This is a genomic window from Nonomuraea sp. NPDC050383 (assembly GCF_044459125.1).
In the GTDB taxonomy this organism is placed as follows: domain Bacteria; phylum Actinomycetota; class Actinomycetes; order Streptosporangiales; family Streptosporangiaceae; genus Nonomuraea.
On record NZ_JBITIP010000007.1, the window covers coordinates 62,675 to 87,364 of the forward strand.

The following is a 24,690-nucleotide window of genomic DNA, read 5'->3' on the forward strand; positions in this document are numbered from 1 at the left end:
GAGGCGTGGTGTGCTGAGCGCCATGCATCTCGCCCAGCTCAATGTCGCCCATCTGCGCGCGCCCATCGACGGGCCCGAGCTCGCCTCCTTCGTCGAGCTCCTGGAGCCGATCAACGACCTCGCCGACAGCGCCCCCGGCTTCGTGTGGCGGATGAAGGAGAGCGAGGAGGACCCGACGGCCACGATCACGCACGACTACGGCGACCACCTGGTGGTCACCTTCTCGCTGTGGGAGTCCGTCGACGCCCTGTGGTCGTTCGTCTACCGCAGCGCCCATCTGGGCGTGCTGCGCCGGCGCAGGGAGTGGTTCCTGCGCATCGCGGAGCCGTACGCGGTGCTGTGGTGGGTGCCCGAGGGGTACATCCCGACCCTGGCCGAGGGGATGGAGCGCCTGGAACGCCTCAAGGCCCACGGGCCCGGCCCCGAGGCGTTCACCTTCCAGGAGCCCTACGAGAGCAGCGAGGCCGCGAGCCTGCCCGCCGCCGCCGAGGCCAGGAAGTAGGCCAGGTCCTCCTCCAGGCCCCGCCCCATCGTCGACAGGCGCACCGGCGAGTCGCGCAGCGCCTCGTGCAGGCCGTCCACCGGCACGGCCACCAGCTCATGCCGTACGGCCAGCAGCTCGGCCTGGTCGCGGACGCGCTCGCCGAACTCGCCCGGCAGCAGCGGCACCGGCACGCGGGCGCGCGCCAGCGCCACGCGGCCGTAGGCGGTCAGCGAGTGGTGGGACACGCCGAGGTGGCGCTCACGGCGGTCCCCCTCGCTGACCCGCAGCGCCGCCACCGGCCGGCCGAGCAGCACGGCGGCGGCGTTGACCGCCTCGCCCGCCGACACGCCGGAGAAGCCCCACCGCGTGCCCGTGCCGAGGTTGCCGGGACCCTGGGCCACGATCGCGACGTCGGCCTCCAGCACGTGCCGGGCCGCCAGCAGCCCGGTGTGCGTGGTCACCGCCTCCACGTCGCCGCCGAACGCCTGCCCGACCGTCACCACCCCGGCCAGCCAGCCGATCTCCCGCAGCGTCGCGCACGCCATCGAGAACCACGCGGGCAGCGCCCCGCCGTCCTGCATCACGTACGCCACCCGCACGCCGCCGCCCGCGCCCCCGGGCACCGCCTCGTACAGGCCGCACAGGATCGGCGTCAGTGCCGAGTGCAGGTCGGCCACCACCACGGGCATCCCGTCGACCGAGTCCGCCTCGCGCAGGACCTCGTGATGAGGGGAGTCCTGCTCGTCCGCGCCGAGCACCGTCGCCTGCATCGGGGTGTAGCGCGCCTTCACCAGGTGCCCCGGCCCTTGGGGATCTTCCGGTAAACGGTTCGGGACGGCCACCACCATGGCGTAACCTCCCGTACCGAGACCCATCGCGAGTGCCGTCGTGTTGAGCAGCACCTCGTCGCCGGGTTCCGGGCGGCCCACCAGAGCCGGATAGGCCAGCGCCCGGCACCGCCCCTCGGGCACGGCGACGTCCAGCTCCACCGCTCCCGGCCACTCGCGGCGGATCCGCACGACCTCGCCCTTGCGCCATCTGATCACGGGGGCAGGGTAGCGTCGATGAAGGAGGAGTGAGGCAGATGTCGCGCCGTAAGACCGAGCGGTTGCTGAATCTGGTGATCTGCCTGCTCGCCACCAGCCGTCCCCTGTCGGCCGAGCAGATCCGCCACGCGGTGCCCGGCTACGACCGCGACGGCGACGAGGCGTTCCAGCGGATGTTCGAGCGCGACAAGAACGAGCTGCGCGAGATCGGCATCCCCATCGACGTGGTGCGCGACCCTTGGGAGGACGAGCCCGGCTACCGCATCCGGCGCGAGTCGTACGAGCTGCCCGAGATCACCCTGGAGCCGGACGAGGCGGCCGTCCTGGGCCTGGCCGCCCAGGTGTGGCAGCGCGCGAGCCTGGCCGAGGCCGCCTCGGGCGCCCTGCTGAAGCTGCGCGCCGGCGGGGTGGCCACCGACGAGACCGTCGGCGGCCTGGGCCAGACGGGGGTGCTGGAGCTGCGCGTCGACACCCGCGACCCGGCGTTCCCGCCGCTGTGGGAGGCCGTGCGGGACCGGCGGGCGGTGCGCTTCGACTACCGCGGCGCCGGCAGCGAGAGCGTCCGGGCCCGCACCGTGGAGCCGTGGGGCGTGGTCAGCCGTCGCGGGCGCTGGTACCTCGCCGGGTTCGACCGCGACCGGCAGGCGCCGCGCGCCTTCCGGCTCAGCCGCATCACCGGCCAGGTCGCCACCGTGGGCCGGCCCGGCGCCGTCCAGGTGCCCGAGGGCGTGGACCTGCGCGCCATGGTGGACTTCCCGGAGGAGTCCACGATGGAGGAGCGCGTGGCGGTCGTGCTCGTGCGCCGGGGCACCTGCCAGGGGCTGCGCCAGCTCGCCCGCGCCGTCCGGCCCGCACGGGAGGAGCCGGCGGAGTGGGACGAGGCGGAGCTGGCCTTCTCCGACCCCGAGCGGCTGGCCGGGTGGATGGCCAGCCTGGGCTCCGACGTGGAGGTCGTCGAGCCGCCGGACGCCCGTGAGGCCGTCATAGCCAGACTGAAGGGAGCCCTCGCATGACCGGCATGACCGGATCCGCGCCCGGCGAGGGGGCGGCGTGAGCGGCTCCGCCGACCGGCTGCCGAGGCTGCTCGCCCTCGTGCCGTACCTGATGTCCCACCCGGGCGCCCAGGTGGGCGAGGTCGCCGAGGTGTTCGGGCTGAGCGAGAAGCAGCTCATCGACGACCTGCAGCTCGTGTGGATGTGCGGGCTGCCCGGCCACACCCCGGGCGACCTCATCGACGTGTCCTGGGACGGCGGCGAGATCCTCATCGACAACGCCGACACCATCGCCCGGCCGCTGCGGCTCGGCATCGACGAGGCCAGCGCGCTGCTCGTGGCGCTGCGCATGCTGGCCGCGATGCCGGAGCTGGCCGAGGTCCCCGGCGACGCGCTGCCGCGCGTGGTGGCCAAGCTGGAGCGGGCCGCGGGCGAGGGCGCGTCCTCGGTGAGCAGCCAGGTCGCGGTGGACGTGGACGCCGCCCCCGACGCGCTGCCCCGGGTCCGCGAGGCGCTGACCGGCCGTCGGCGGCTGTCGCTGCGCTACTACGTGCCCGGCCGCGACGAGGTGACGCCGCGCGAGGTCGACCCGATGCGGCTGGTCGTGGCCGACGGCCGCACCTACCTGGAGGGCTGGTGCTACCGGGCGGAGGCCATGCGGCTGTTCCGGCTGGACCGGATGCTCGGCGTGGACGTGCTCGACGTGCCCGCCGACCCGCCCGCCGGGGCCGAGCCGATCGACGTGGCCCAGGGCGTCTTCCGGCCCTCGCCCACCGACGAGATGGTCGAGCTGGAGGTCACCGCCGCGGGACGCTGGGTGGCCGAGTACTACCCGTGCGAGCGGGCCGAGGAGCTCGGCGAGGGCCGTCTGCGGGTGACGCTGCGGGCTCGGGACGAGGACTGGGTGGTGAAACTTGCGTTGCGGCTCGGTGACACGGGCAGGATCGTCTCGCCGCCGTCGATGGCCGCGCGGGTGCGTGAGGAGGCCGACGCGGCGCTGGCCCGGTACGCTCACCGGTCATGACGTGGATCGTGGTGGCGGCGGTGCTGGCCCTGGCCGGCCTGGGATTGCTCGCCTGGGCAGGTGTGCGGGTGTCCGCCGCGGCGCGTAGTCTGAACAGAGAGGTGGCCGTGGCGCGGGCGGCGATCGAGTCCCACTCGGCCGGATTGCGGGGTCAGGGGGGATGAAGACCGGCCCCCGGGCGGCGTACCATCATGGCTGCAAACGCACTAACCGGTAAGGACGTTACATGTCTAACCTCGGAGTTCCTGAGCTTCTGATCATCGCGCTGGTGCTCGTCCTGCTGTTCGGTGCCAAGAAGCTGCCGGAGATGGCGCGGGGCGTCGGCCGGTCGCTGCGCATCTTCAAGTCGGAGACGGCGAAGCTGCGCGACGACGACGAGGACGAGCAGCGGACCACGGTGCAGGCCCAGCCCCAGCCGCAGCCCGCCGCCCAGCAGATCCCGCCGGCGCCGGCGCTGTCGGCCGAGGAGCAGGCCCGCCAGCTGGAGGAGCAGGCCGCCAGGCTGCGTGCCGCGGCCAAGGCCGACAAGCAGATCTGACCCTGTTCCCTCCTCGTCCCCTCGTCACCTTGGACTGGTAGATGGCGCTGCTGAAACGGTCGAGCGGCAAGTCGAGCGGCAAAGGGCCGGAGCCCGACCCCGACGCCGACGCCCGCATGCCGTTGATGGACCACCTGCGGGAGCTGCGCAACCGGCTGCTCATCGCGACGGCCGCCGTGATCGTGGGGATCATCATCGGCTGGATCTTCTTCGATCCGGTGTGGGCGTTCATCAAGGCGCCGTTCTGTGCCACGCCGCAGGCGCACCAGCTCCGCGCGGGCTGCACGCTGACCTACGGCGGCATCTTCCAGTCGTTCTTCCTGACCCTGAAGGTCTCGGCGATGGTCGGCATCGTCGTGTCCTCACCGGTCTGGCTCTACCAGATCTGGGCGTTCGTGACGCCCGCCCTGTACCGCAACGAGAAGCGCTACTCGCTGGCCTTCCTGGGCCTGGCCATCCCGCTGTTCCTCGTCGGCGCGGTGCTGGCGTACTTCATCATGGACACCAGCCTCGGCATCCTGCTCGGGTTCGCGCCCAGCGACACGGTGGCCATCATCCAGATCGACGAGTACGTCAGCTACGTGCTCATCATGCTGGTGATCTTCGGTATCTCGTTCGAGCTGCCGCTGCTGCTGGTCTTCCTCAACATCATCGGCGTGCTGCCGCACGCGACGGTGAAGAAGCACCGCCGCACGGTGGTGTTCCTCATGTTCGTCTTCGGCGCGGTGATCACGCCGGGCGGGGACCCGCTGACGATGATGGCGCTCGCCGCCCCCATGGTGGTGCTGTACTTCCTGGCGGAGGCGTTCATGTACCTCCGCGAGAAGCGGGCGCCGTCCGGTGAGGACTTCTCCCACCTGTCCGACGACGAGGCGTCGCCGCTGCCGGAGGACACCGGCACACTGGAAGAGGATTCCGGTTCGGGCAGATAGGCGATAGGTTCCGGGCGTGTCCCCTCGACTCGCCCTGCTCGTCAATCCCGCGGCCCGGGGCGGCCGCGCGCTGCGCCTGCTGGAGCCCGTGGTGCGCCGCCTGCGGATGGGCGGCGCGGAAGTCTCCGTGATCGCCGGGGTCGACGCCGCCGACGCCCTCGAACGGGCCTGCGCGTGCGTGGCCGAGCGGCCCGACGCGCTGGTGGCCTTCGGCGGCGACGGGCTGGTCCATCTGGCCGTCCAGGCCGTGGCGGGCACCGACGTCCCCCTCGGCATCATCCCGGCCGGCACGGGCAACGACATCGCCCATGGCCTGGGCGTGCCCGCGGACCCGATGGCGGCGGCCCGCACCGTGCTGCGCATGAGGACGCGGCCGGTCGACGCGGCCCGCGCCGTCACCGGCCCGGCAGGGGAGGGCCCGATCGGGGAGGCGCCGGCCGGGAAGAGCCCGGTCGGGAAGGGCGCGGTGGAGGAGCTGTTCGCCGGCGTGCTGTGCTGCGGCTTCGACGCCCGGGTCAACGAGCGCGCCAACCGGCTGACGTGGCCCTCCGGCCGCGCCCGGTACGTGCGGGCGGTGCTGGCGGAGCTGCGCGCGTTCCGGCCGGTGCCGTTCCGCGTGACCCTCGACGGCGAGGAGGTCGTCGAGCGTGACGCGGTGCTGGTGGCGGTCGGCAACACGCACTCCTACGGCGGCGGCATGCGGGTCTGCCCGGGCGCGCGGCCCGACGACGGGCTGCTGGACGTGGTCGTGGTGGGGGCGGTGGGCGTGGCGGAGTTCCTGCGGGTCTTCCCGGGCGTCTACCGGGGCACGCATGTCGGCCATCCGTCCGTCACGGTCCGGCGGGCGCGTCACGTGCGGCTGGAGGCGCCGGACGTGCCGGCCTACGCCGACGGCGAACGGCTCGGGACCGGCCCGGTGACCTGCGAGGTGCTGCCGGGAGTGCTCCAGGTCATCGCCTGAGCCCCGAGTGAGAGATCTACAACGTAAAGGCGCCGGCCGCGAAGCGCGGAGCGCACCGGGACGGACCGGAATGGTGGTTTCGGTAGGCTGACGTCATGACGACGCCAGCGGAACGGTACGCGGCCTTCCGCGAGAGGTTCGGAGACGACGGGGCCGCTCTGAGATCGTTCCGGGGTCTCTACGACTTCGCGCTCGACCCCTTCCAGATCGACGCCTGCCGGGCACTGGAGGCGGGCGACGGCGTTCTGGTGGCCGCTCCCACCGGCTCGGGCAAGACGGTCGTCGGCGAGTTCGCCGTCCACCTCGCCCTGGAGCAGGGGCAGAAGTGCTTCTACACCACCCCCATCAAGGCGCTGTCCAACCAGAAGTACAACGACCTGGTCAAGCGCTACGGCACCGCCAAGGTGGGCCTGCTGACCGGCGACAACAGCGTCAACGGCGAGGCCCCGATCGTGGTCATGACCACCGAGGTGCTGCGCAACATGCTCTACGCCGGGTCGGCGACGCTGGCCGGGCTGGGGTTCGTGGTGATGGACGAGGTCCACTACCTCGCCGACCGGTTCCGGGGCGCGGTGTGGGAGGAGGTCATCATCCACCTGCCCGAGTCGGTGCGGCTGGTCGCGCTGTCGGCGACGGTCAGCAACGCCGAGGAGTTCGGCGAGTGGATGGGCGAGGTGCGCGGCGAGACCACGGTCATCGTCGACGAGCACCGGCCGGTGCCGCTGTGGCAGCACATGATGGTCGGCAACCGCATCTACGACATGTTCATGACCGACGACGACGTGCCCCGCATCAACCCGACGCTCATGCGGGTCACCCGCGACGCCGAGCGGCTCGGCGCGGGCCGCGGCAGGCGCGGCTACGGCCGGCCGCAGCGCTCGCGGCCGCCGGACCGCGCCCAGGTGATCGAGAAGCTCGACGCCGAGGGGCTGCTGCCGGCGATCACGTTCATCTTCTCCCGGGCCGGCTGCGACGCGGCCGTCGCGCAGTGCCTGTACGCGGGGATCCGGCTCACCACCGAGCGGGAGCGGCACGAGATCCGCCAGCTCGTCGACGAGCGCACCGCGCACCTGCCCGACGAGGACCTGGCCGTGCTCGGCTACCTGGAATGGCGCGACTGCCTGGAGCGGGGGCTGGCCTCCCACCACGCGGGCATGCTGCCGGCCTTCAAGGAGGTCGTCGAGGAGCTGTTCACCCGTGGCCTGGTCAAGGCCGTGTTCGCCACCGAGACGCTGGCGCTGGGCATCAACATGCCGGCGCGCACCGTGGTGATCGAGAAGCTCGACAAGTGGAACGGCGAGACGCACGCCGATCTCACGCCCGGCGAGTACACCCAGCTCACCGGCCGGGCCGGGCGGCGCGGCATCGACGTCGAGGGCCACGCCGTGGTGCTGTGGCAGCTCGGCATGGACCCGCTGTCGGTGGCCGGCCTGGCCGGCACCCGTACCTACCCGCTGCGCTCCAGCTTCCAGCCCTCCTACAACATGGCCGTCAACCTCGTCGGCCAGTTCGGCCGCGAGCGGGCCCGCACGCTGCTGGAGGAGTCGTTCGCGCAGTTCCAGGCGGACCGGGCGGTCGTCGGCCTGGCCAAGCAGCTGCGCAAGCACGAGGAGGCGCTGGAGGGCTACCAGGAGGCCATGACGTGCCACCTGGGCGACTTCACCGAGTACGCGGGGCTGCGGCGGCGCCTGTCCGACCGGGAGGCCGAGCTGTCGCGCCAGCGCGGCGCGGCGCGGCGGGCGGCGGCCGTGCGCTCGCTGGAGGCGCTGCAGCCGGGCGACGTGATCCGGGTGCCCGGCGGGCGCCGGGCGGGCCTGGCGATCGTCCTCGACCCCGGCCGCAACCCCCGGGGCACCGGCCCGAGCCCGCTGGTGCTGACCATCGGCAAGCAGGTCAAGAAGCTCGACCCGGCCGACTTCCCGGTTCCGGTCGAGCCGATCGAGAAGCTGCGCATCCCGAAGAACTTCAACGCCCGCGCCCCCAAGGAGCGCGCCAACCTCGTCTCCACGCTGCTCGCCAAGATCGGCGACCGTGACCTCGGCAAGCCGGCGAGGGCGCGCGACCACGCGGTGGAGGACGAGGAGATCAACGAGCTGCGCCGGCGCATCCGGCAGCACCCGTGCCACGGCTGCGACGAGCGCGAGGACCACGCCCGCTGGGCCGAGCGCTACTACAAGCTGCTGCGTGAGACCGAGGGGCTGCGGCGGCGCGTCGAGGGCCGCTCCCACGTCATCTCGCGCACGTTCGACCGCATCTGCGCGGTGCTGGAGCAGCTCGGCTACCTGGAGGACGAGACCGTCACCGACGAGGGCCGCCGCCTCGGCCGCCTCTACACCGAGCTGGACCTGCTGACGGCCGAGTGCCTGCGCAGCGGGCTGTGGGAGAAGCTGGAGCCGGCGGAGCTGGCGGCGTGCGTGTCGGCGCTGGTGTTCGAGTCGCGGCAGGCCGACGACGCCCGCCGTCCCAAGATCCCGGCGGGGCGGGCCCAGGACGCGCTGACGGCGATGGTGCGGCTGTGGGCGGAGCTGGAGGGCATCGAGTCCGACCACGGCCTCGACACGATCCGCGAGCCCGACCTGGGATTCGCGTGGGCGGCGTTCCGGTGGACCAAGGGGCACACCCTGGACGCGGTCCTCATGGACGGCATCAACGGCAACGAGCTCGCGGCCGGCGACTTCGTCCGGTGGATCAAGCAGCTGATGGACCTGCTCGGCCAGCTCGGCAACGCCGCGCCTCCGGACAGCAAGATCAAGCAGACGGCGTCCAAGGCGATCGACGGCATGCGGCGCGGCGTGGTGGCCTACTCCTCCCTCAGCTAGCGGGGCCGGGCTCGGCCGGCGGAGCCCGGACTGACCGCCCGGTCAAGGTGTTGTCATCGGCGGTCTACGCATCGTCACCACCGCGCCAGTTTCCTGCCCGAACCTGGCGGACATCCCCATGTCGGAAAGCCCGTCACGCTTCGGACGCACCGCGCTGAGGCCCGCCCCCGGCACGGAACCCCGGCGTCCGCCGGACCACCGGAGGTTGGCATGTTCGCCCTCGTCGCAGCCCTGTTCTTCCTGCTCGCCCTGATCTTCGCCCTCGCCGGCCTGTCGGTGGGCGGCGTGCTGACGGTCACCACGCTCGGGCTCGCCGGGCTCCTCGCCGTCGCCCTGCACCTGATGGGGGTGGGGGCGGGCTGGAACGTCCTCAAGAAGTGACCCGCGCCTCCGTGGCCGCGCCCGTCCACCCGGGCGCGGCCACGGCCGTGCCCGGGGCCGAGCGCAGGCTCATGCCATGATGAGCCCGAGGCCAGGGGTGAGCTTCAGGCCGGGGCTCAGCTTCAGGCCGGGGCTTCAGGCCGGGGTGATCCTCATGCCAGGGTGAAGCGGACCTCGCGGGTGGCGGGGTCGGCCTGGACGAGGCGGACCGTGACGTTCTCGCCGAGGGGCAGGGCGCCGTCGCAGCGGGCGACCACCGCCGGCTCCACGAGCTGGACCTGCCCGCCCCGGCCGTCCGCCGTCACGTCGATCACCGCGGCCTCGAACGCCTCGCCGATGCTGTCGCGCAGCAGGAACGCCTCCACCAGGTCCACGCAGGCCCGCTCCACCCCGCCGCTGCGCCGGCTCGACGCCGACATGATCGGCGGCAGCTCCGGCAGGACCTGCGCGACGTCCTCGGGCACCGGCTCGCCCGCCGCGACCGCCAGGCACACCTCGGTGGCGTACCGGTCGACCAGGCGCCGCAGCGGCGCCGTCACGTGCGCGTACGGCGCTCCGACCGCCGCGTGGTCGGCCATCGGGGGAGGGGCGCCGTCGAAGGCGACGTAGCCGGAGCCGCGCAGCAGCACCCGCGACTCGTGCAGGAACGCCGCCTGCTGCGGGCTCTTGGGGTCCAGGCCGTGCACGACCTCCCCGTACGTGGCGTCCTCGGCCCAGCCGACGCCCAGCGCCGCCGCCATCCGGCGCACCTTGGCGAGGTCGCCGGGCTGGGGCGGCGGCAGGACGCGCAGCACGCCGATCTCCGCGTCGAGCATCATGGTGGCCGCGGCCATGCCGGTGAGCAGGGAGATCTGGGCGTTCCACGCCTCGGCGGGCAGGGGCACGCGGTATTCGAGCCGGTAGCCGCCGTCGGCGGGCACCACCTCCTGCTCGGGGGTGGGAAGGGTGACGCCGCCGCGTTCGCGCTCCAGCTCCAGCCGCAGCGGGCCGATCTCGGCCAGCAGGCCGAGGGTGCCGTCGGCCGTGCCGGTCTCGACTGCGGCCTGGACGTAGGCGTAGTCGAGCCGCTCGCGGCTGCGCACCAGGGCCCGCCGCACGTCGGCGCCCAGCGTGCGGCCGTCGGCGTCGAGGTCGATCCGCCACACCGCCGCCGGGCGGGTGGCGCCGGGCAGCAGGCTGGCCGCGCCCTCCGACAGGACCGGCGGATGGAGCGGGACCCTGCCGGTGGGCAGGTAGACGGTCTCGCCGCGGACGCGGGCCTCGGTGTCGACGGCCCCGCCGGGCCGGACGAACGTGCCGACGTCGGCGATCGCGTACCACACCCGGTAGCCGCCGGCCAGCCGCTCCAGGTGGACGGCCTGGTCGAGGTCCATGGCGCCGGGCGGGTCGATGGTGACGAACGGCAGCTCGGTCAGGTCCTCGCCGGAGACCCGGGGCGCCTCGGCCACCCAGTCGGCCTCGTCGAGCACCGCCCGGGGGAACCCGTCGGGCAGCTCGGCCTCGCGCCTGATGCGTCCGAATCCGTCCTCCAGGCGGGCGGGGACGTCGCCTGGGACCTGAATGCTCGTCTTCGACACGCCGATCAACCTACCGCGCGCCCCTCGCGCCGCCGGCGTCCGGCCCCGTGCGATGTCAAATCTTCTGTACATGACGTCAAAGATTCGCTACATTCGAGATGTCAAAGATTCTGTACATCACAGGAGGCATGTCATGACGCACGAGGAGAAACGCGCGTGGATCCGCCTGGTCGTCTCCGTGGTGGCGTACACGGCGTACGTGGTCACCCTCGCGGGACGTGCCGGAGGGCGCCCGCTGGCCGAGGTGCCCTACGCCGCCGCGCTGCTGTGGTCGGTCGGCGGGGCCATCGCGGCCTCGATCGCGGCCGAGATCGTCATGGCGGTCGTGACGCCGGGGGCGTCGCGGGCCCGCGACGTGCGCGACAGGGAGATCGGGCGGCTCGGCGAGCACACCGGCCAGTCGTTCGTCGTCATCGGCGCCGTCGCTGCGATGCTGATGGCGATGGCAGGCTGGGAGCGGTTCTGGATCGCCAACGCGGTCTACCTGTGCTTCGCGCTGTCGTCCGTCCTCGGCGGCCTCACGAAGATCGTTGTGTACCGCAGGAGCATGCCGCAGTGGTGAAGCCCACCCATGTGACGAACAGCATCCGCGCCCTGCGCTTCGCGCACGGCGAGATGACCCAGGCGGAGCTCGCCGAGCGCATCGGCGTCACCCGGCAGACCGTCATCGCCATCGAGCAGGGCAGGTACTCGCCGTCCCTGGAGATGGCCTTCCGGATCGCCCGGGTGTTCGGCGTCCCGCTCGACGAGGTGTTCCAGTATCCCGGCCCACCCGAGGAGACGTCATGAAGGCGATCGTCCAGGACGTGTACGGCCCGGCGGAGGTGCTCCGGTTACGGGACGTCGAGCAGCCGCGGATCGGCGGCGACGAGGTGCTCGTACGGGTGCGCGCCGCCGGCGTGGACCCGGGCGTGTGGATCGTCATGACCGGCCGGCCGCCGGCCGTGCGGCTCATGGGGTTCGGTCTGCGCCGGCCCAGGGTGCCCGTGCGCGGCCGGGACCTCGCCGGGGTGGTGGAGGCCGTCGGCGCCCGCGTGACCCGGTTCCGGCCCGGCGACGAGGTGCACGGCACCTGCGAGAGCGGCTCGTACGCCGAGTACGCGGCGGCGCCCGAGCGGCTGCTGGCGCGCAAGCCGGCGGGGCTGTCGTTCGAGGAGGCCGCAGTGGTGCCCGTGTCGGGGACGACCGCGTTCCAGGCCGTCCGTGACACCGGCGGCGTGCGGCCCGGGCAGCGTGTGATGGTCACCGGCGCGGGAGGCGGCATCGGCACGTTCGCCGTGCAGATCGCCAAGGCGCTCGGCGCGACGGTCACCGCCGTGTGCGGCCCCGGCAAGGCCGATCTCGTCCGTTCGTTGGGGGCGGACGACGTCATCGACTACACCCGCGACGAGGTCGACCGCGACGGGCCCCGGCACGACGTGATCATCGACGTCGCGGGATGCAGGCCGCTGTCGCTGCTGCGGCGCGCGCTGACGCCACGCGGCACGCTGGTGCTCGCCGGCGGCGGGCACGACGCGCCCGGCCCGCTCGGCGGGTACACGCGCGCGCTCCTGTGGAGACCGCTGGTGCAGATCACCACGAGACAGCGGCTGCGCGGCCACACCGCCAGGGAGGGCGCCGAGGACCTCGCGCAGCTGGACCGGCTCATCGAGTCGGGCGCGGTCAGGCCGGTGGTCGGCCGCGCCTACCCTCTCGCCGAGACGCCCGAGGCGATCCGCCACCTCGCGGAGGGCCACCCCACAGGCAAGATCGTCGTCATCGTGTGAGCCCGTCCGCCCACGGCGTCTCAGCCGTCCGGAGTCGCTCAGCCTGTCCGGAGTCGCTCAGCCTGTCCGGAGTCGCTCAGCCTGTCCGGAGTCGCTCAGCCCGTCCGGAGTCGCTCAACCCGTCCGGAGTCGCTCAACCCGTCAGTGCTCCTCAGCCCGTCAGTGCCTCTCAGGCGGGTAGGGGGTGACTCAGCCGGGCAGGGCGTCGAGGAGGCGGTTCAGCGGGCTGTCCAGGCCGTAACGGTCCGCCAGGCGTACGAGGGCCTCGGGGTCGCGCGGCTTGGCCGGGAGGGTGAGATCGGCCTCGGGCAGCGGCGCGTCCGGGGCGACCTCGACCACGGCCGGGGCGACGCGCAGGTAGTCGCGGGCGGCGGCCAGCCGGGTGCGGCTGCCCGCGGGGAAGCCGTCGGTGACGCCCGCGTCGAGCGCGGCGAGCAACGCCTCCAGCGAGCCGAAGCGCGTGACGAGCGAGGCGGCCGTCTTCTCGCCGACGCCGGCCACGCCCGGCAGGCCGTCGCTGGGGTCACCGCGCAGGGTCGCGAAGTCGGCGTAGGCGCGGCCCGGGATGCCGTACTTGCCGGTCACGAACTCCTCGTCCACGATCTGCAGGTTGCGGATGCCGCGGGCGGTGTAGAGGACCCGCACCGGGCGGGAGTCGTCGACGAGCTGGAACAGGTCGCGGTCACCGGTCACGATGTCGACCGGCCCGTCCTCCCGGTGGGTGAGCGTGCCGATGACGTCGTCCGCCTCGTAGCCGGGGCACTCCAGCCGGGCGATGCCGACCGCGTCCAGCACCTGCTCGATGACCGGGATCTGCGGCACCAGCGTGTCGGGGACCTCTTCCTCGTCCCCCTGGGCGACGCGGTGGGCCTTGTACGTCGGGATCGCCTCGACGCGGAACGCGGGACGCCAGTCGGCGTCCATGGTGGCCGCCATCCGGGTGGGGGAGTGGGCCCGGACCAGCGTGGCGATCATGTCGATGAGGCCGCGCACCGCGTTGACGGGCATGCCGTCGGGCGCGGTGACCGAGTCCGGCACGCCGTAGAAGGCGCGGAAGTACAGCGACGGGGTGTCCAGCAGCATCAGCACCCACCCATGGTGGCATCCGGGTGCGACAAGTCACGCTCCCGGCACGGCACGCTCCGGCACGGCACGCTCCTGGGACAGGGGCTCGCGGCTCAGGTTCCGGCGCGGTTCTGGATGCCGACGGCGAGCAGGCAGGCGTCGTCCTCGGGGTTCGGCCCGCCGATCTCGTCCAGCAGCCGGTCCAGCGCGGCGTCCAGGCCACTGTGCAGGTCGTCGCCCCGCAGGCGGGAGGCGGCCGCCAGGACCAGCGCCAGGCCCTCGTCGATGCCGCGGTTGCGCCGCTCGACCAGCCCGTCGGTGAACATCAGCAGCAGGTCGCCCTCCCGCAGCTCGATGCTCGCCAGATGGTACGACTGGTCGCAGGCGGCCCCGAGCAGCACGCCCCTGGCCTGTTCGAGGCGGCGGGCGGTGCCGTCGCGCACCAGGATGGGCTCCAGGTTGCCGGCCCGCGCCCAGCTGAACACCCGCGCCGAGGCGTCCAGATGGCCGATGACGGCCGTGGCGGTGGTGCCCTCCAGACGGTGGATCACCAGGTCGTTCAGCAGGGCCAGCAGGCCGTTCGCGGGCTCGCCGGTCATCGTCAGCCCGACCAGCGCGTGGCGGAGCTGCGCCATGTGGGCGATCGCGGGCAGGCCGTGCCCCGACACGTCGCCGATAGCGAGCAGCACCCGCCCGTCGGGCAGCGGCGCCGCCTCGAACCAGTCGCCACCGAGGCTCGCCGTCTTCTCCGCCGGCACGTACCGCACGGCGATGCGGGTGGGCGGCAGGTCCAGGCAGCCGACCGGGTCGGGCAGGATCGCCTCGCGCAGCGCCAGCATCACGTGCCGCTCCTCGGCGGCCTTGACGCGGGCCTCCAGGAGCTGGCGGCGCGACTCCGACATGATGCGCTCGGCCCGGCGGCGGCCGGTGATGTCCTGGAAGACGGCGTGCACGCCCCGCACCGCCACCGTGGCGCGACCCGACTCCGGTGCGCGACCCGACTCCGGTGCGCGACCCGACTCCGGTGCGCGGTCCGGGTCCGGTGCGCGGCCCGAGGACAGCAGGGGCTCCAGGACGACGCGGAGGTTGCGCAGCTCACCGCCGCGCCTGATGCGCAGCTCCGCCTGCGCCGGCTCCGCCTCGTGCACGACGGTCAGCAGGAGCTGCTCCAGCAGCCGCAGATCGTCCGGCTCCACCAGGCAGGCCAGCTCCGGCAGGTCCGCGGGCCCCTCGGCCGGGTCGCGACCGAAGATCACGTACACCTGGTCCGACCAGGCGCTCGCCCCGGTGCGCAGATCCCACTCGGCCCATCCCATGTTGCCCAGCCGCTGGGCGTGCGCCAGCCGGACGGCCAGCAGCTCCCGCTCGGCGGACACCTGGTACGGCGCCCCGGCGGCACTTCCTGGCCGCCGTCGCTGCCCCGGCCCGCCGGTGATGACGTCGACCATGAGACACACCCTCGAATGCAGTGGAACCGGACATTCGCCTCACACTATGCGGTCGGACGTGAGCGAAGGGTAGCGGTGGCCTGGCGTCTTGTAAGACCTTTTCGCGGATTTTAGGAGGTGGCGTCAGGAGTAGATTTGGGGCCGTGACGTCCTCAGATCTGTATCCCGTGTCCCGCCTGGCCGCCGTCCAGGAGGCCACCGCCAAGGCCGGCATCGACGCGCTCCTGCTCACCCCGGGCCCCGACCTGCGGTACGTGAGCGGGTACGACGCCAAGCCGCTGGAGCGGCTCACCTGCCTGGTCGTGCCCGCCTCCGGCGAGGCGTACATGCTGGTGCCCCGCCTGGAGCTGCCCGCCGCCGAGGCGTCGCCCGCCTCGCGGCTCGGGCTGGAGTTCGTGGCGTGGGACGAGACCGACGACCCGTACCGGATCGCCGCCGACCGGCTCGGGCCGGTGGCGACGGTCGGGCTCGCGGACCGGATGTGGGCCATGTCGTCGCTGCGCTTCCGCGACGTGCTGCCGGAGGCGCGGCAGGTGCTGGCCGGCAGCGTGCTGCGTGAGCTGCGGATGCGCAAGTCGCCGGTCGAGGTGGCCGCGCTGCGCGAGGCCGGCGAGGCCATCGACTCCGTGCACCGGCAGGTGCCGGAGCTGCTGCGCGCCGGCCGCACCGAGCGCGAGGTGGGCCGCGACATCGCCGAGGCGATCCTCGCGGCCGGGCACTCCACGGTCGACTTCGTCATCGTCGCCTCCGGCCCCAACGGCGCCAGCCCGCACCACGAGGTGTCGGACCGCGTCATCCAGCCGGGCGAGCCGGTCGTGGTCGACATCGGCGGCCAGCTGCACAACGGTTACTGCTCCGACTCCACCCGCACCTACAGCGTGGGCGAGCCGCCCGCCGAGTTCGCCGCGTACTACGAGGTGCTGCGCCAGGCGCAGGAGGCCGCCTGCGCCGCCGTGCGGCCCGGCGTGCCGTGCGAGTCGATCGACGCCGCCGCCCGCGACCTCATCGCCGAGGCCGGCTACGGCGAGTACTTCGTGCACCGCACCGGGCACGGCATCGGCATCGAGACGCACGAGGAGCCCTACATCGTCTCCGGCAACGCCGAGCCGATGGAGCCCGGCTTCGCCTTCTCCGTCGAGCCCGGCATCTACCTGCCCGGCCGCCACGGGGCCCGCATCGAGGACATCGTCGTCTGCGGAGAGAACGGTGGAGAACGGCTGAACCTCACCTCTCGTGAATTGGTGATCATTTAGGCAGAATTCAGGGCACGTACACTCTCACAAGGAGTATCTGCCGATGACTGTTGAGCGTGCCCTGCCCACCCCCGAGGCGCACGACCTGATCCAGCTGACCCGTGAGCTGGTCGCCAAGGAGGTCGCGCCCCGGGCGGCGGCCGACGAGGCGGCCGGGCGGTTCCCGCGCGAGGTGTTCGCCACCCTGGGCGCCGCCGGGCTGCTCGGCCTGCCCTACCCCGAGGAGTACGGCGGCGCGGCCCAGCCGCAGGAGGTCTACCTCCAGGTCGTCGAGGAGCTGGCGGCCGGCTGGCTGGCCGTGGGCCTCGGCACCTCCGTCCACACCCTGTCGTGCTTCCCCCTCGCCGCCTACGGCAGCGAGGAGCAGAAGGCCGGCCTGCTGCCCGGCATGCTCGGCGGTGACCTGCTCGGCGCGTACTGCCTGTCGGAGCCCCAGTCGGGCTCCGACGCGGCCGCCCTGACCACGCGGGCCGTGCCCGGCCCCGACGGCTACACCGTCGACGGCGTCAAGGCGTGGATCACCCACGGCGGCGTCGCCGACTTCTACCTGCTCATGGCCCGCACCGGCGAGCCGGGCGCGCGCGGCGTGTCCTGCCTGTACGTCCCGGCCGGCGCGGAGGGCCTGTCGTCCGGCACGCCCGAGCACAAGATGGGCATGCGGTCCTCGCCGACCGCGCAGGTCCGCTTCGACGGGGTACGGCTGCCGCACGACGCGCTGGTCGGCGCCGAGGGCGAGGGCTTCCGCATCGCCATGGCGGCGCTCGACGGCGGCCGGCTCGGCATCGCCGCCTGCGCGGTCGGCGTGGCCCAGGCCGCGCTCGACGCCGCCTCCGCCTACGCCCGCGAGCGCCGCCAGTTCGGCAGCCGCATCGTCGACTTCCAGGGCGTCTCGTTCATGCTGGCCGACATGGCCACGCAGGTCGCCGCCGCCCGGGCGCTCTACCTCGACGCCGCGCGGCTGCGCGACGCCGGACGGCCGTACGGGACGCGGGCCGCGATGGCCAAGCTGTTCGCGACGGACGCGTGCATGAAGGTCACCACGGACGCGGTGCAGGTGCTCGGCGGGTACGGCTACGTCGAGGACTTCCCGGTCGAGCGGTACATGCGGGAGGCCAAGGTGCTGCAGATCGTCGAGGGCACCAACCAGATCCAGCGGCTCGTCATCGGCCGCGCCCTCGCACAAGAGCGGCCGGGCCCGTGAAGCGTGTCGTCCTACTGGGACTGGGGCTGGGACTGGGGCTCGTGACGGGGTGCGGGTCGCAGGGGGCGCTGAGCCAGGAGGTCGTCGACCGGGCCCGCGCCTCCGGGGCGGCGCCTGACCTGATCTACGCCGTCGAGCTGGACGGGTACCGGCTGCTGGAGCAGTCGGCGGGCGGGATCGGCGAGGAGGGCTACGGCGCGTACTACGGCGCCGACGGCGGCTCGGGCGAGCCCGTGCAGCTGCGGATCGACCGGGGCGGGTTCAGCGACACGCTGTGCGCCACCACGCCCGTGGCGAGCGGTCCGGGCGGCACCGGCGCGCAGGGCGGCCAGGTGCGGTGCGAGCGCGACGGGGACGGCTGGTACCGGACGGACGGGGCGCGCCAGGACTACACCGTGGTCCGCGGCGACCACTACATCCGGCTGACCGCCCCGGTGGCGCAGGTCGGCCGGGAGGCGCTGCGGAAGGCCGTGACGGAGGCCCGCCCCGCCGTCGGGGACGGCACGCCCGCGCCGCCGCCGACGGCCGTGCCCCGCGGCGACCTCCCCACGGCCGGCGACGGCGCCCCGGACAACCACGTGGGCCCGGGCGGCTGACCGCCGTCAACCGCCCGCGTCCTTCAGGGCGCGGGCGAAGGCGGCGTGGACGTCGGCCGTGAACAGCACGAACCGCACCTCCTCCAGCGCCGTCTCCGCCACCGTCTCCAGCGCCGTCTCCAGCGCGGTCTCCAGCTCCGCGCCGGCGGCCCGGACGGTGGACACCGCGATGCGGGCGGCGTCGTCCACGGGCCAGCCGTAGATGCCGGCCGACACGGCGGGCAGCGCCACGGTGGCGGCGCCGAGCTCGCCGGCCACCCGCAGCGCCTCCCGGTAGCAGGAGGCCAGCAGCGCCGAGCGGTCCTCGCGGGTGGAGTGGACGGGGCCGGCCGTGTGGATGACCCACCGGGCGGGCAGCTCGCCCGCCGTGGTGGCCACCGCCCGGCCCACCGGCAGCCCGTCCGGGTAGCGGGTGGCGCGCAGCCGCCGGCACTCCGCCAGGATCGCCGGGCCGCCGCGCCGGTGGATGGCCCCGTCGACGCCGCCTCCGCCGAGCAGCGACGGGTTCGCGGCGTTGACCACGGCGTCGACCCGCTGCTCGGTGATGTCCCCCTGGACGAGCGTGATCCTCATGCCACCGAGTCTTCCGCACCGGGCGCCGGTTATTCGGTTGTGCGGCGGGCCGGCCGTCTGCTGTACTCCCGGCGACGACAGGCCACCGGCCAACCGGCCACAGACCAAGGAGGCGGAGATGCGGCGTAGGTCCATGTCCATTCGGCAAGGAGGTTCCATCTACGTGAAGGACATGACGCTTCGTGCGTACGCTCAACCTGGGGATCCTGGCGCATGTAGACGCCGGTAAGACGAGCCTGACCGAGCGGCTGCTGCACGCCGCCGGTGTCATCGACGAGGTCGGCAGCGTCGATGACGGCACCACACAGACCGACTCGCTCGCGCTGGAACGCCGGCGCGGCATCACCATCAAGTCCGCCGTCGTGTCGTTCACCGTCGGCGGCGTCACGGTCAACCTGATCGACACGCCCGGCCACCCGGACTTCATCGCCGAGGTGGAGCGGGCCCTCGGCGTCCTCGACGGCGCCGTGCTCGTCGTCTCGGCCGTCGAAGGGGTGCAGGCGCAGACCCGCGTGCTCATGCGCACGCTGCGCAGGCTGCGCATCCCCGCGATCATCTTCGTCAACAAGATCGACCGTTCGGGCGCCGATCCGGGACGGGTCCTGCGGGCCGTCGCCGAGAGGCTGACCCCGGACGTCGTACCGCTGGGCGCCGTGCGCCGGGCCGGCACGCGCGACGCCGCCTTCGTCCCGTACGGGCCCGGTGACGCCGCCTACGTGACCGGGCTGGCCGAGGCGCTGGCCGAGCGGGACGACGCGCTGCTGGCCGCCTACCTCGACGGCGGGCGCGCCCTCACCCACGACCGGCTGCGCCGCGCGCTCGCGGACCAGACGGGGCGGGCGCGGGCGTACCCGGTGCTGTTCGGGTCGGCGATCACCGGTGCGGGCGTGGACGCGCTGCTGGCCGGGGTCGAGGAGCTGCTGCCGGCCGCCGACCCCGACCCGGACGCCCCGGCGTCGGGCACCGTCTTCAAGGTCGAGCGGGGGCCGGCCGGGGAGAGGGCCGCCTATGTGCGGATGCTGTCCGGGACGCTGCGGGTGCGCGACCGGGTGCGCTTCGGCCCCCTCGCCGGCGCCGGTGAAGGTGCCGGTGAAGGCGCTGGTGAAGGTGCCGGTGACGGCGGTGGCCAGGTCGGGGGCGAGCGGGAGGGCAGGGTCACGGCGATCCGCGTGTTCGACCGGGGAGCGGCGGGTCCGGAGGCGGCGCTCCCGGCCGGGCGGATCGGGACGGTGCGGGGCCTCGCCGGCATCCGGATCGGCGACGAGATCCGCCAGGCCGAGCCCTCGGCCGCGTCCCCGGGAGCCTCCCCGGCCCTCGCCGTGGATCACGCCCGGCCGGTGCGGGCGCCCGGGCGCGGGTGGTTCGCGCCGCCCAGCCTGGAGACCGTCGTCGTGCCGGCCCGTCGCGCCGACAGGGCGGCGCTGCACGCGGCCCTGACCGAGCTCGCCGAGCAGGACCCGCTCATCGGCCTGCGCCAGGACGACGAGCGGCAGGAGATCTCCATCTCCCTCTACGGCGAGGTGCAGAAGGAGGTCGTCCAGGACACGCTGGCCGCCGAGTACGGCCTGCACGTCACCTTCCGCGAGACCACCACCATCTGCGTCGAGCGCCCCGCCGCCACCGGCGAGGCCGTGGAGCTCCTCGGCCAGGACGGCAACCCGTTCGTCGCCACGCTCGGCCTGCGGGTCGAGCCCGCCCCGCCCGGCGCGGGCGTCGCCTTCCGCGTGCGGGCCGAGCTGGGCACGCTCCCGCTGTACGTGTACAAGTCGGTCGGCGAGCTGGCCGAGACGATCGGCGGCACGGTGCGCGAGACGCTCCGGCAGGGTCTGCGCGGCTGGGAGGTCGTCGACTGCGCCGTCACCCTGACGCGCTCCGGCTACATCTCGCCGATGTCCACGGCACGCGACTTCCGGCTCCTGACGCCGCTGGTGCTGATGAGCGCGCTGCGGCGGGCCGGGACGGTCGTGTGCGAGCCGGTCCACCGCTTCCACCTGGAGGTCCCGGCGGACACGGCCAGGCAGGTCGCGGCCGTCCTGGGCCGGCTGCGCGCCGTTCACGGCGACACGGCACGACGGGGCCCGTGGTACGAGCTGGAGGGCGACATCCCGGCCGCCGAGATCCACCGGCTGGAACGGCGGCTGCCGGGGCTGACCCGGGGCGAGGGCGTCCTGGAGACCGTCTTCGACCACTACCGGCCCGTCCGAGGGCCCGCACCCGTCCGGCGGCGCGACGGCCGGAACCCGCTCGACCGCGAGCAGTACCTCCTGCACGTCGCGCGGCGGGTGTAGCCGATGACCTCCGAGACCCGGCAGGACCGGGACGATCGGCATGCCACCGGAGAGCGCGGGAGGGCCCGGCGGGGTCCGGACCGGGGTCCGGGGCGGAGCCGGGAGGTCCGGCGGGATGTGCTGCGGCTCATGTGGCCGGGACGGCGGGCCGCCGTGGTGCTGGGCGTGGCCGTCGCCGCCATGACCGTGCTCCCGCTGGCGGGCCCCCAGCTCACCCGCCGCTTCGTCGACGACGCCATCGCCGGCGCGGGCACCGGCCGGCTCACGCTGATCGCGCTGGCCGCCCTCGCGGCGGCCGTCGCGGGGCAGGCGGCCCGGCTGGCCGCCGCCTGGCTGGCGAGCCGGCTCGCCTGGGACGGCACCGACCGTCTCCGTGAGCGCCTGGCCGGGCACGCGCTCGGCCTCGACATGGACTTCCACGGCAGGCACACGCCCGGCGAGCTGATCGAGCGGGTGGACGGCGACGTGGTGGCCGTGTCGGGGTTCGTCGTGGCGTTCCTCATGGACGTCGTGGCCGGCGGGCTGCTGCTGGCCGGGGTGATCACCGTCGTGTTCGCCGCCGACCCGCGTCTCGGCGCCGCCCTGCTCGCGTACTGCGTGCTCGTCGGGTTCGGCACGACGCGCGCGCAGCGGCTGGCCGTGCCCTCCGCCGCCGCGGCGAGAGCGGCCCAGGCACGGCTGTACGGCGAGATGGAGGAGCGGCTGGCCGGAGCCGAGGACATCCGCGCCAACGGCGCGGGCGGGCACGTCGTGAGCCGCTTCCTCGGCACCGCCGCCGTCTGGTACCGGGCCGAGCACCGGGCCGACCGGATCGGCAGCGGCCTGCTGGCGGGCACGTCGGTCGCGTTCGCCGCCGGGACGGCGCTCATGCTGGCCCTGGCCGCGTGGGCCCGGGCGAGCGGGACGCTCACGGTCGGCACCGCCGTCCTGGTGTTCCAGTGCACGGTGATGGTGCGTACGCCGTTCGAGCGGCTGATCGACCGGCTGCGCGACTACCAGGGCGCCCTGGCGGGGATCACCCGCATCGGCGGCCTGCTGGCCGAGCGGCGCACGCTGCCCGCGCCCGCCCGGCCCCGCCGGCTGCCCCCGAGCGGGCCGCTCGCGCTGGAGCTGGACGCGGTCGCCTTCGCCTACGACGCCCGCGACGCCCCCGAGGAGCGGGTGCTGGAGGACGTCACGTTGTCGCTGGCGCCGGGGGAGACGCTCGGGCTGGTCGGCCGCACCGGGAGCGGCAAGACCACGATCACGCGGCTCGTGCTGCGCCTGTACGACCCGGTGCGGGGCGCCGTGCGGGTGGGCGGGCTCGACCTGCGCGACGTGGACGCCGTCTCCCTGCGCGAGCGGGTGTGCGCGGTCACGCAGGACGTGCGGCTGTTCGGCGCGAGTGTCCGCGACAACCTGACCCTGTTCCGTCCCTCGCCCGGCGACGACCGGTTACGGCGGGCGCTGGCCGACGCCGGGCTCGGCGAGTGGCTGGCCGGGCTGCCCGACGGGCTCGACACCGAGCTGCGGGGCGTCTCGGCCGGGCAGGCGCAGTTGCTGGCGTTCGCGCGGGCGTTCCTGGCCGACCCGGGGCTGGTCGTGCTCGACGAGGCGTCCAGCCGGCTGGACCCCGCCACTGAGCGGCGCGTCGAACGCGGCATGGACCGGCTGCTCGCCGGCCGCACGGGCGTGATCGTCGCGCACCGGCTGTCGTCGCTGGCGCGGGTCGACAAGATCGCGGTCATGTCGCACGGGCGGGTCGTCGAGTACGGCCGCCGCGAGGAGCTGGCGGCGGACCCGGGCAGCCGCTTCGCGCGCCTGCTGACGCTGGCGGGGGTGACCCGATGAGCCGCGCGGAAGGTGACGTGGACCCGAGGGGCCGTTCCGGGCGTACGGCGGGCGTGTGGACGGTGGTGGCGGGACTGGTGCGGTTCGACCTGCGCCGGTTCCTGGTGGGCGCGCTGCTGTGGATGCCGGTCAGCGTGCTGCCGCTGGGCACCGGCCTGGCGCTCCAGGCGATCTTCGACGGGATCAGCGGGCAGGCCGCCGCGGCGCCGGGCCAGGTGCTGTGGCTGTGCGCCGCGCTCGTCGGCGTGGAGCTGGCCCGGGGCCTGACCATGGTGGTCGCCTGGACGTACGGCGACTACTGGTGGGACGCGGCGGCCACCCTGCTGCGCTCCAACCTGCTCCGCTCGGTCCTCACCGCCCCGGGCCCGGCCGCGGCCAGGCTGCCGTACGCGCCGGGGGACGCGCTCGCGCGGCTGCGGGACGACGTGAGCGACCTGGTGGAGCTCGTGGACGAGGCGGTGCCGCTGGCCGGGGCGATCCTGTTCGGCGGGACCGCGCTCGGGATCATGGCGGCGATCGACCCCGTCGTCACGGCGGCGCTGGTGGTGCCGATGGTCGTGATCGGGGTCGCCGGCCGGCTGATGAGCCGCCGGGTCCGGCGGCTGCACCAGCGGGCGCGGGCGCTCGGCGCGGACGTCACCGCGTACGTCGGGGAGATGTTCGGCGGCGTGCTCGCGCTCAAGGTGGCGGGCGCGGAGGCGGCGGCCCTGGAGCGGCTGCGCGAGCGCAACCGGGCGCGGCGCGACGCCGCCCTCCGCGACCGGCTGGCCACCGACCTGCTGGAGGGCGTGACGAGCGCGACCGTCGAGATCGGCGTCGGCCTGGTCCTGGTGCTCGCCGCGCCGGCCATGCGCCGCGGCGGTTTCACGGTGGGCGACCTGGCGCTGTTCACCAGCTACGCGGGCTGGCTGGCGGCGTTGCCGCGCGTCGTCGGCGGAATCCTCGCCCGGTTGCCGCACGCCACCGTCGCCGCCGGCCGCCTCACCGCGCTCATGGCGCCGCACGAGGACGCCGGCGACCTGGCGCGCGACACTGGCGTGTGGTTCCACCGCGAGCCGCCCGCCGCCGTGCCGCCGCCGCGTCACGGCGACCCCCTGGAGGTGCTGGAGGCGCGCGGCCTGACCGTCCGTCTCGGGCCGCACGGCGCCGGGCTGCGGGAGGTGGACCTGCGGGTGCGGCGCGGCTCGTTCACGGTCGTCACCGGCGCCGTGGGCGCGGGCAAGACGACGCTGGTACGGGCCCTGCTCGGGCTGCTGCCGGTGGACGCCGGGACGATCACCTGGAACGGCCGGCCCGTCGCCGACCCCGGGACGTTCCTGGTGCCCGGCCGGGTCGCGTACGCCGGGCAGGTGCCCCGGCTGTTCTCGGCGTCGCTGCGGGAGAACGTGCTGCTCGGCGTCCCCGGTGACGGCCTGGAGCGGGCGCTGCGGCTCGCGGCGCTGGAGGACGACCTCGCCGCCATGCCGGAGGGGCCGGACACCGTGGTCGGGCCGCGCGGCGTGCGGCTGTCCGGCGGCCAGGTGCAGCGGGCGACCGCCGCCCGCGCGCTCGTACGGGCTCCGGACCTGCTCGTCCTCGACGACCTGTCGTCCGCGCTGGACGTCGAGACGGAGGAGCTGCTGTGGGAGCGGCTCGCGACGGCCGCGCGCGACGGGAGCGGGCCCTCGACGCTGCTGGTGGTGTCGCACCGGAGGGCCGCCCTCGAACGGGCCGACGAGGTCGTCGTCCTCGACCGCGGCCGGGTCGCCGGGCGCGGGCCGCTGGCCGGGCTGCTGGAGAGCTGCCCGGAGATGCGGCGGCTGTGGGCGGAGGAGCGGATCACGGAGGCGGGCGAGCGGGCGCCGGACTGAACGGAGGCCGGCGCGCGGGCGCCGGACTGAACGGAGGCGGGCGCGCGGGCACCCGGCTGAGGTGCC

The 24,690-nt window shown here is 74.2% G+C and carries 23 protein-coding genes; 18 read left to right on the forward strand and 5 right to left on the reverse strand.

The window, feature by feature from the left end; genetic code table 11:
* The first annotated feature begins 22 nt into the window (after nucleotides 1-22).
* On the forward strand, nucleotides 23-502 hold the full coding sequence (locus ACIBG4_RS18895; protein ID WP_397202836.1) for a DUF3291 domain-containing protein: 480 nt from the start codon (nucleotides 23-25) through the stop codon (nucleotides 500-502).
* On the opposite strand, the gene ACIBG4_RS18900 is transcribed toward ACIBG4_RS18895, so the two are convergent.
* Nucleotides 448-1,530 carry a DUF3866 family protein gene (locus ACIBG4_RS18900; protein WP_310709059.1) on the reverse strand — a complete coding sequence of 361 codons (1,083 nt, stop codon included), beginning with the start codon at nucleotides 1,528-1,530 and terminating at the stop codon, nucleotides 448-450. The genes ACIBG4_RS18895 and ACIBG4_RS18900 overlap by 55 nt on opposite strands.
* 38 nt (nucleotides 1,531-1,568) lie before the next feature.
* On the opposite strand from ACIBG4_RS18900, the gene ACIBG4_RS18905 reads away from it, so the two are divergent.
* The 8 genes from ACIBG4_RS18905 to ACIBG4_RS18940 all read left to right on the forward strand — a co-directional run bounded on the left by ACIBG4_RS18905 (nucleotide 1,569) and on the right by ACIBG4_RS18940 (nucleotide 9,177).
* Entirely contained in the window at nucleotides 1,569-2,543 is a 975-nt protein-coding gene (locus ACIBG4_RS18905; protein WP_397202837.1) for a helix-turn-helix transcriptional regulator, read from the forward strand.
* Nucleotides 2,544-2,580: 37 nt separating this feature from the next.
* Nucleotides 2,581-3,546, forward strand: coding sequence for a WYL domain-containing protein (locus tag ACIBG4_RS18910; RefSeq protein WP_310709061.1), 966 nt, complete (start codon nucleotides 2,581-2,583; stop codon nucleotides 3,544-3,546).
* Nucleotides 3,543-3,710, forward strand: coding sequence for a hypothetical protein (locus tag ACIBG4_RS18915; protein WP_397202838.1), 168 nt, complete (start codon nucleotides 3,543-3,545; stop codon nucleotides 3,708-3,710). Before ACIBG4_RS18910 ends, ACIBG4_RS18915 begins: the two co-directional genes overlap by 4 nt.
* A gap of 62 nt (nucleotides 3,711-3,772) precedes the next feature.
* Nucleotides 3,773-4,084 carry a Sec-independent protein translocase subunit TatA gene (gene tatA, locus ACIBG4_RS18920; RefSeq protein WP_397202839.1) on the forward strand — a complete coding sequence of 104 codons (312 nt, stop codon included), beginning with the start codon at nucleotides 3,773-3,775 and terminating at the stop codon, nucleotides 4,082-4,084.
* A 41-nt stretch (nucleotides 4,085-4,125) separates the two neighbouring features.
* Nucleotides 4,126-5,016, forward strand: a complete 891-nt coding sequence (tatC, locus tag ACIBG4_RS18925) for a twin-arginine translocase subunit TatC (protein ID WP_397202840.1) — start codon at nucleotides 4,126-4,128, stop codon at nucleotides 5,014-5,016.
* Between the two features lie 16 nt (nucleotides 5,017-5,032).
* A complete protein-coding gene (locus tag ACIBG4_RS18930) occupies nucleotides 5,033-5,977 on the forward strand; it encodes a diacylglycerol/lipid kinase family protein (protein ID WP_397202841.1) in 945 nt (314 codons plus the stop codon).
* Nucleotides 5,978-6,072: 95 nt separating this feature from the next.
* Complete coding sequence (locus tag ACIBG4_RS18935) at nucleotides 6,073-8,796, forward strand: DEAD/DEAH box helicase (RefSeq protein WP_397202842.1); 2,724 nt, start codon at nucleotides 6,073-6,075, stop codon at nucleotides 8,794-8,796.
* 210 nt (nucleotides 8,797-9,006) lie between these two features.
* Nucleotides 9,007-9,177: a hypothetical protein gene (locus ACIBG4_RS18940; protein WP_310709067.1), complete on the forward strand. Its 171-nt coding sequence runs from the start codon at nucleotides 9,007-9,009 to the stop codon at nucleotides 9,175-9,177.
* Nucleotides 9,178-9,329: 152 nt separating this feature from the next.
* Here ACIBG4_RS18940 and ACIBG4_RS18945 read toward each other — a convergent pair whose 3' ends face one another.
* A complete protein-coding gene (locus ACIBG4_RS18945) occupies nucleotides 9,330-10,754 on the reverse strand; it encodes an RNB domain-containing ribonuclease (protein ID WP_397202843.1) in 1,425 nt (474 codons plus the stop codon).
* Nucleotides 10,755-10,887: 133 nt separating this feature from the next.
* Between ACIBG4_RS18945 and ACIBG4_RS18950 the strand changes: the two genes are divergently transcribed.
* Genes ACIBG4_RS18950 through ACIBG4_RS18960 form a run of 3 tightly spaced genes read left to right on the forward strand, consistent with a single transcriptional unit; the run spans nucleotide 10,888 to nucleotide 12,520 of the window.
* Nucleotides 10,888-11,316, forward strand: coding sequence for a hypothetical protein (locus ACIBG4_RS18950; RefSeq protein ID WP_397202844.1), 429 nt, complete (start codon nucleotides 10,888-10,890; stop codon nucleotides 11,314-11,316).
* A complete protein-coding gene (locus ACIBG4_RS18955) occupies nucleotides 11,310-11,543 on the forward strand; it encodes a helix-turn-helix transcriptional regulator (RefSeq protein WP_355452398.1) in 234 nt (77 codons plus the stop codon). Before ACIBG4_RS18950 ends, ACIBG4_RS18955 begins: the two co-directional genes overlap by 7 nt.
* Nucleotides 11,540-12,520, forward strand: a complete 981-nt coding sequence (locus tag ACIBG4_RS18960) for an NAD(P)-dependent alcohol dehydrogenase (RefSeq protein WP_397202845.1) — start codon at nucleotides 11,540-11,542, stop codon at nucleotides 12,518-12,520. The genes ACIBG4_RS18955 and ACIBG4_RS18960 overlap by 4 nt, the downstream gene beginning before the upstream one ends.
* Before the next feature lie 189 nt (nucleotides 12,521-12,709).
* Here ACIBG4_RS18960 and ACIBG4_RS18965 read toward each other — a convergent pair whose 3' ends face one another.
* Together ACIBG4_RS18965 and ACIBG4_RS18970 are read right to left on the reverse strand one after the other, a co-directional pair.
* The gene (locus ACIBG4_RS18965; protein ID WP_310709072.1) at nucleotides 12,710-13,603 is read right to left on the reverse strand and encodes a 5'-3' exonuclease; all 894 of its coding nucleotides are present in this window, start codon (nucleotides 13,601-13,603) and stop codon (nucleotides 12,710-12,712) included.
* A gap of 95 nt (nucleotides 13,604-13,698) precedes the next feature.
* Nucleotides 13,699-15,033 (reverse strand): PP2C family protein-serine/threonine phosphatase, encoded by a 1,335-nt coding sequence (locus ACIBG4_RS18970; RefSeq protein ID WP_397202846.1) that lies wholly within the window; start codon nucleotides 15,031-15,033, stop codon nucleotides 13,699-13,701.
* A gap of 143 nt (nucleotides 15,034-15,176) precedes the next feature.
* Between ACIBG4_RS18970 and ACIBG4_RS18975 the strand changes: the two genes are divergently transcribed.
* From ACIBG4_RS18975 to ACIBG4_RS18985, 3 genes are read left to right on the forward strand one after another with little or no spacing between them, the layout of a single operon-like run.
* Nucleotides 15,177-16,286, forward strand: a complete 1,110-nt coding sequence (locus tag ACIBG4_RS18975) for a M24 family metallopeptidase (RefSeq protein ID WP_397202847.1) — start codon at nucleotides 15,177-15,179, stop codon at nucleotides 16,284-16,286.
* A gap of 43 nt (nucleotides 16,287-16,329) precedes the next feature.
* Nucleotides 16,330-17,487, forward strand: coding sequence for an acyl-CoA dehydrogenase family protein (locus ACIBG4_RS18980; RefSeq protein ID WP_397202848.1), 1,158 nt, complete (start codon nucleotides 16,330-16,332; stop codon nucleotides 17,485-17,487).
* Complete coding sequence (locus ACIBG4_RS18985; protein WP_397202849.1) at nucleotides 17,484-18,083, forward strand: hypothetical protein; 600 nt, start codon at nucleotides 17,484-17,486, stop codon at nucleotides 18,081-18,083. Before ACIBG4_RS18980 ends, ACIBG4_RS18985 begins: the two co-directional genes overlap by 4 nt.
* 6 nt (nucleotides 18,084-18,089) lie before the next feature.
* Here the strand turns inward: ACIBG4_RS18985 and ACIBG4_RS18990 are convergent, their stop codons facing one another.
* Complete coding sequence (locus tag ACIBG4_RS18990) at nucleotides 18,090-18,656, reverse strand: O-acetyl-ADP-ribose deacetylase (RefSeq protein ID WP_397202851.1); 567 nt, start codon at nucleotides 18,654-18,656, stop codon at nucleotides 18,090-18,092.
* A gap of 182 nt (nucleotides 18,657-18,838) precedes the next feature.
* Between ACIBG4_RS18990 and ACIBG4_RS18995 the strand changes: the two genes are divergently transcribed.
* The 3 genes from ACIBG4_RS18995 to ACIBG4_RS19005 all read left to right on the forward strand — a co-directional run bounded on the left by ACIBG4_RS18995 (nucleotide 18,839) and on the right by ACIBG4_RS19005 (nucleotide 24,624).
* A complete protein-coding gene (locus ACIBG4_RS18995) occupies nucleotides 18,839-20,944 on the forward strand; it encodes a GTP-binding protein (protein WP_397202852.1) in 2,106 nt (701 codons plus the stop codon).
* 117 nt (nucleotides 20,945-21,061) lie between these two features.
* A complete protein-coding gene (locus ACIBG4_RS19000; RefSeq protein ID WP_397202853.1) occupies nucleotides 21,062-22,774 on the forward strand; it encodes an ABC transporter ATP-binding protein in 1,713 nt (570 codons plus the stop codon).
* Nucleotides 22,771-24,624 (forward strand): ABC transporter ATP-binding protein, encoded by a 1,854-nt coding sequence (locus ACIBG4_RS19005; protein WP_397202854.1) that lies wholly within the window; start codon nucleotides 22,771-22,773, stop codon nucleotides 24,622-24,624. Before ACIBG4_RS19000 ends, ACIBG4_RS19005 begins: the two co-directional genes overlap by 4 nt.
* The last annotated feature ends 66 nt before the right edge of the window (nucleotides 24,625-24,690 follow it).

Coding starts and splice junctions, on each gene's coding strand:
- tatA (WP_397202839.1), top strand. CDS start 3,773: ATGTCTAACCTCGGAGTTCCTGAGCTTCTGATCATCGCGCTGGTGCTC.
- ACIBG4_RS18935 (WP_397202842.1), top strand. CDS start 6,073: ATGACGACGCCAGCGGAACGGTACGCGGCCTTCCGCGAGAGGTTCGGA.
- ACIBG4_RS18990 (WP_397202851.1), bottom strand. CDS start 18,656: ATGAGGATCACGCTCGTCCAGGGGGACATCACCGAGCAGCGGGTCGAC.
- ACIBG4_RS18940 (WP_310709067.1), top strand. CDS start 9,007: ATGTTCGCCCTCGTCGCAGCCCTGTTCTTCCTGCTCGCCCTGATCTTC.
- ACIBG4_RS18905 (WP_397202837.1), top strand. CDS start 1,569: ATGTCGCGCCGTAAGACCGAGCGGTTGCTGAATCTGGTGATCTGCCTG.
- ACIBG4_RS18960 (WP_397202845.1), top strand. CDS start 11,540: ATGAAGGCGATCGTCCAGGACGTGTACGGCCCGGCGGAGGTGCTCCGG.
- tatC (WP_397202840.1), top strand. CDS start 4,126: ATGGCGCTGCTGAAACGGTCGAGCGGCAAGTCGAGCGGCAAAGGGCCG.
- ACIBG4_RS19005 (WP_397202854.1), top strand. CDS start 22,771: ATGAGCCGCGCGGAAGGTGACGTGGACCCGAGGGGCCGTTCCGGGCGT.
- ACIBG4_RS18980 (WP_397202848.1), top strand. CDS start 16,330: ATGACTGTTGAGCGTGCCCTGCCCACCCCCGAGGCGCACGACCTGATC.
- ACIBG4_RS18970 (WP_397202846.1), bottom strand. CDS start 15,033: ATGGTCGACGTCATCACCGGCGGGCCGGGGCAGCGACGGCGGCCAGGA.
- ACIBG4_RS18950 (WP_397202844.1), top strand. CDS start 10,888: ATGACGCACGAGGAGAAACGCGCGTGGATCCGCCTGGTCGTCTCCGTG.
- ACIBG4_RS18895 (WP_397202836.1), top strand. CDS start 23: ATGCATCTCGCCCAGCTCAATGTCGCCCATCTGCGCGCGCCCATCGAC.
- ACIBG4_RS18965 (WP_310709072.1), bottom strand. CDS start 13,603: ATGCTGCTGGACACCCCGTCGCTGTACTTCCGCGCCTTCTACGGCGTG.
- ACIBG4_RS18915 (WP_397202838.1), top strand. CDS start 3,543: ATGACGTGGATCGTGGTGGCGGCGGTGCTGGCCCTGGCCGGCCTGGGA.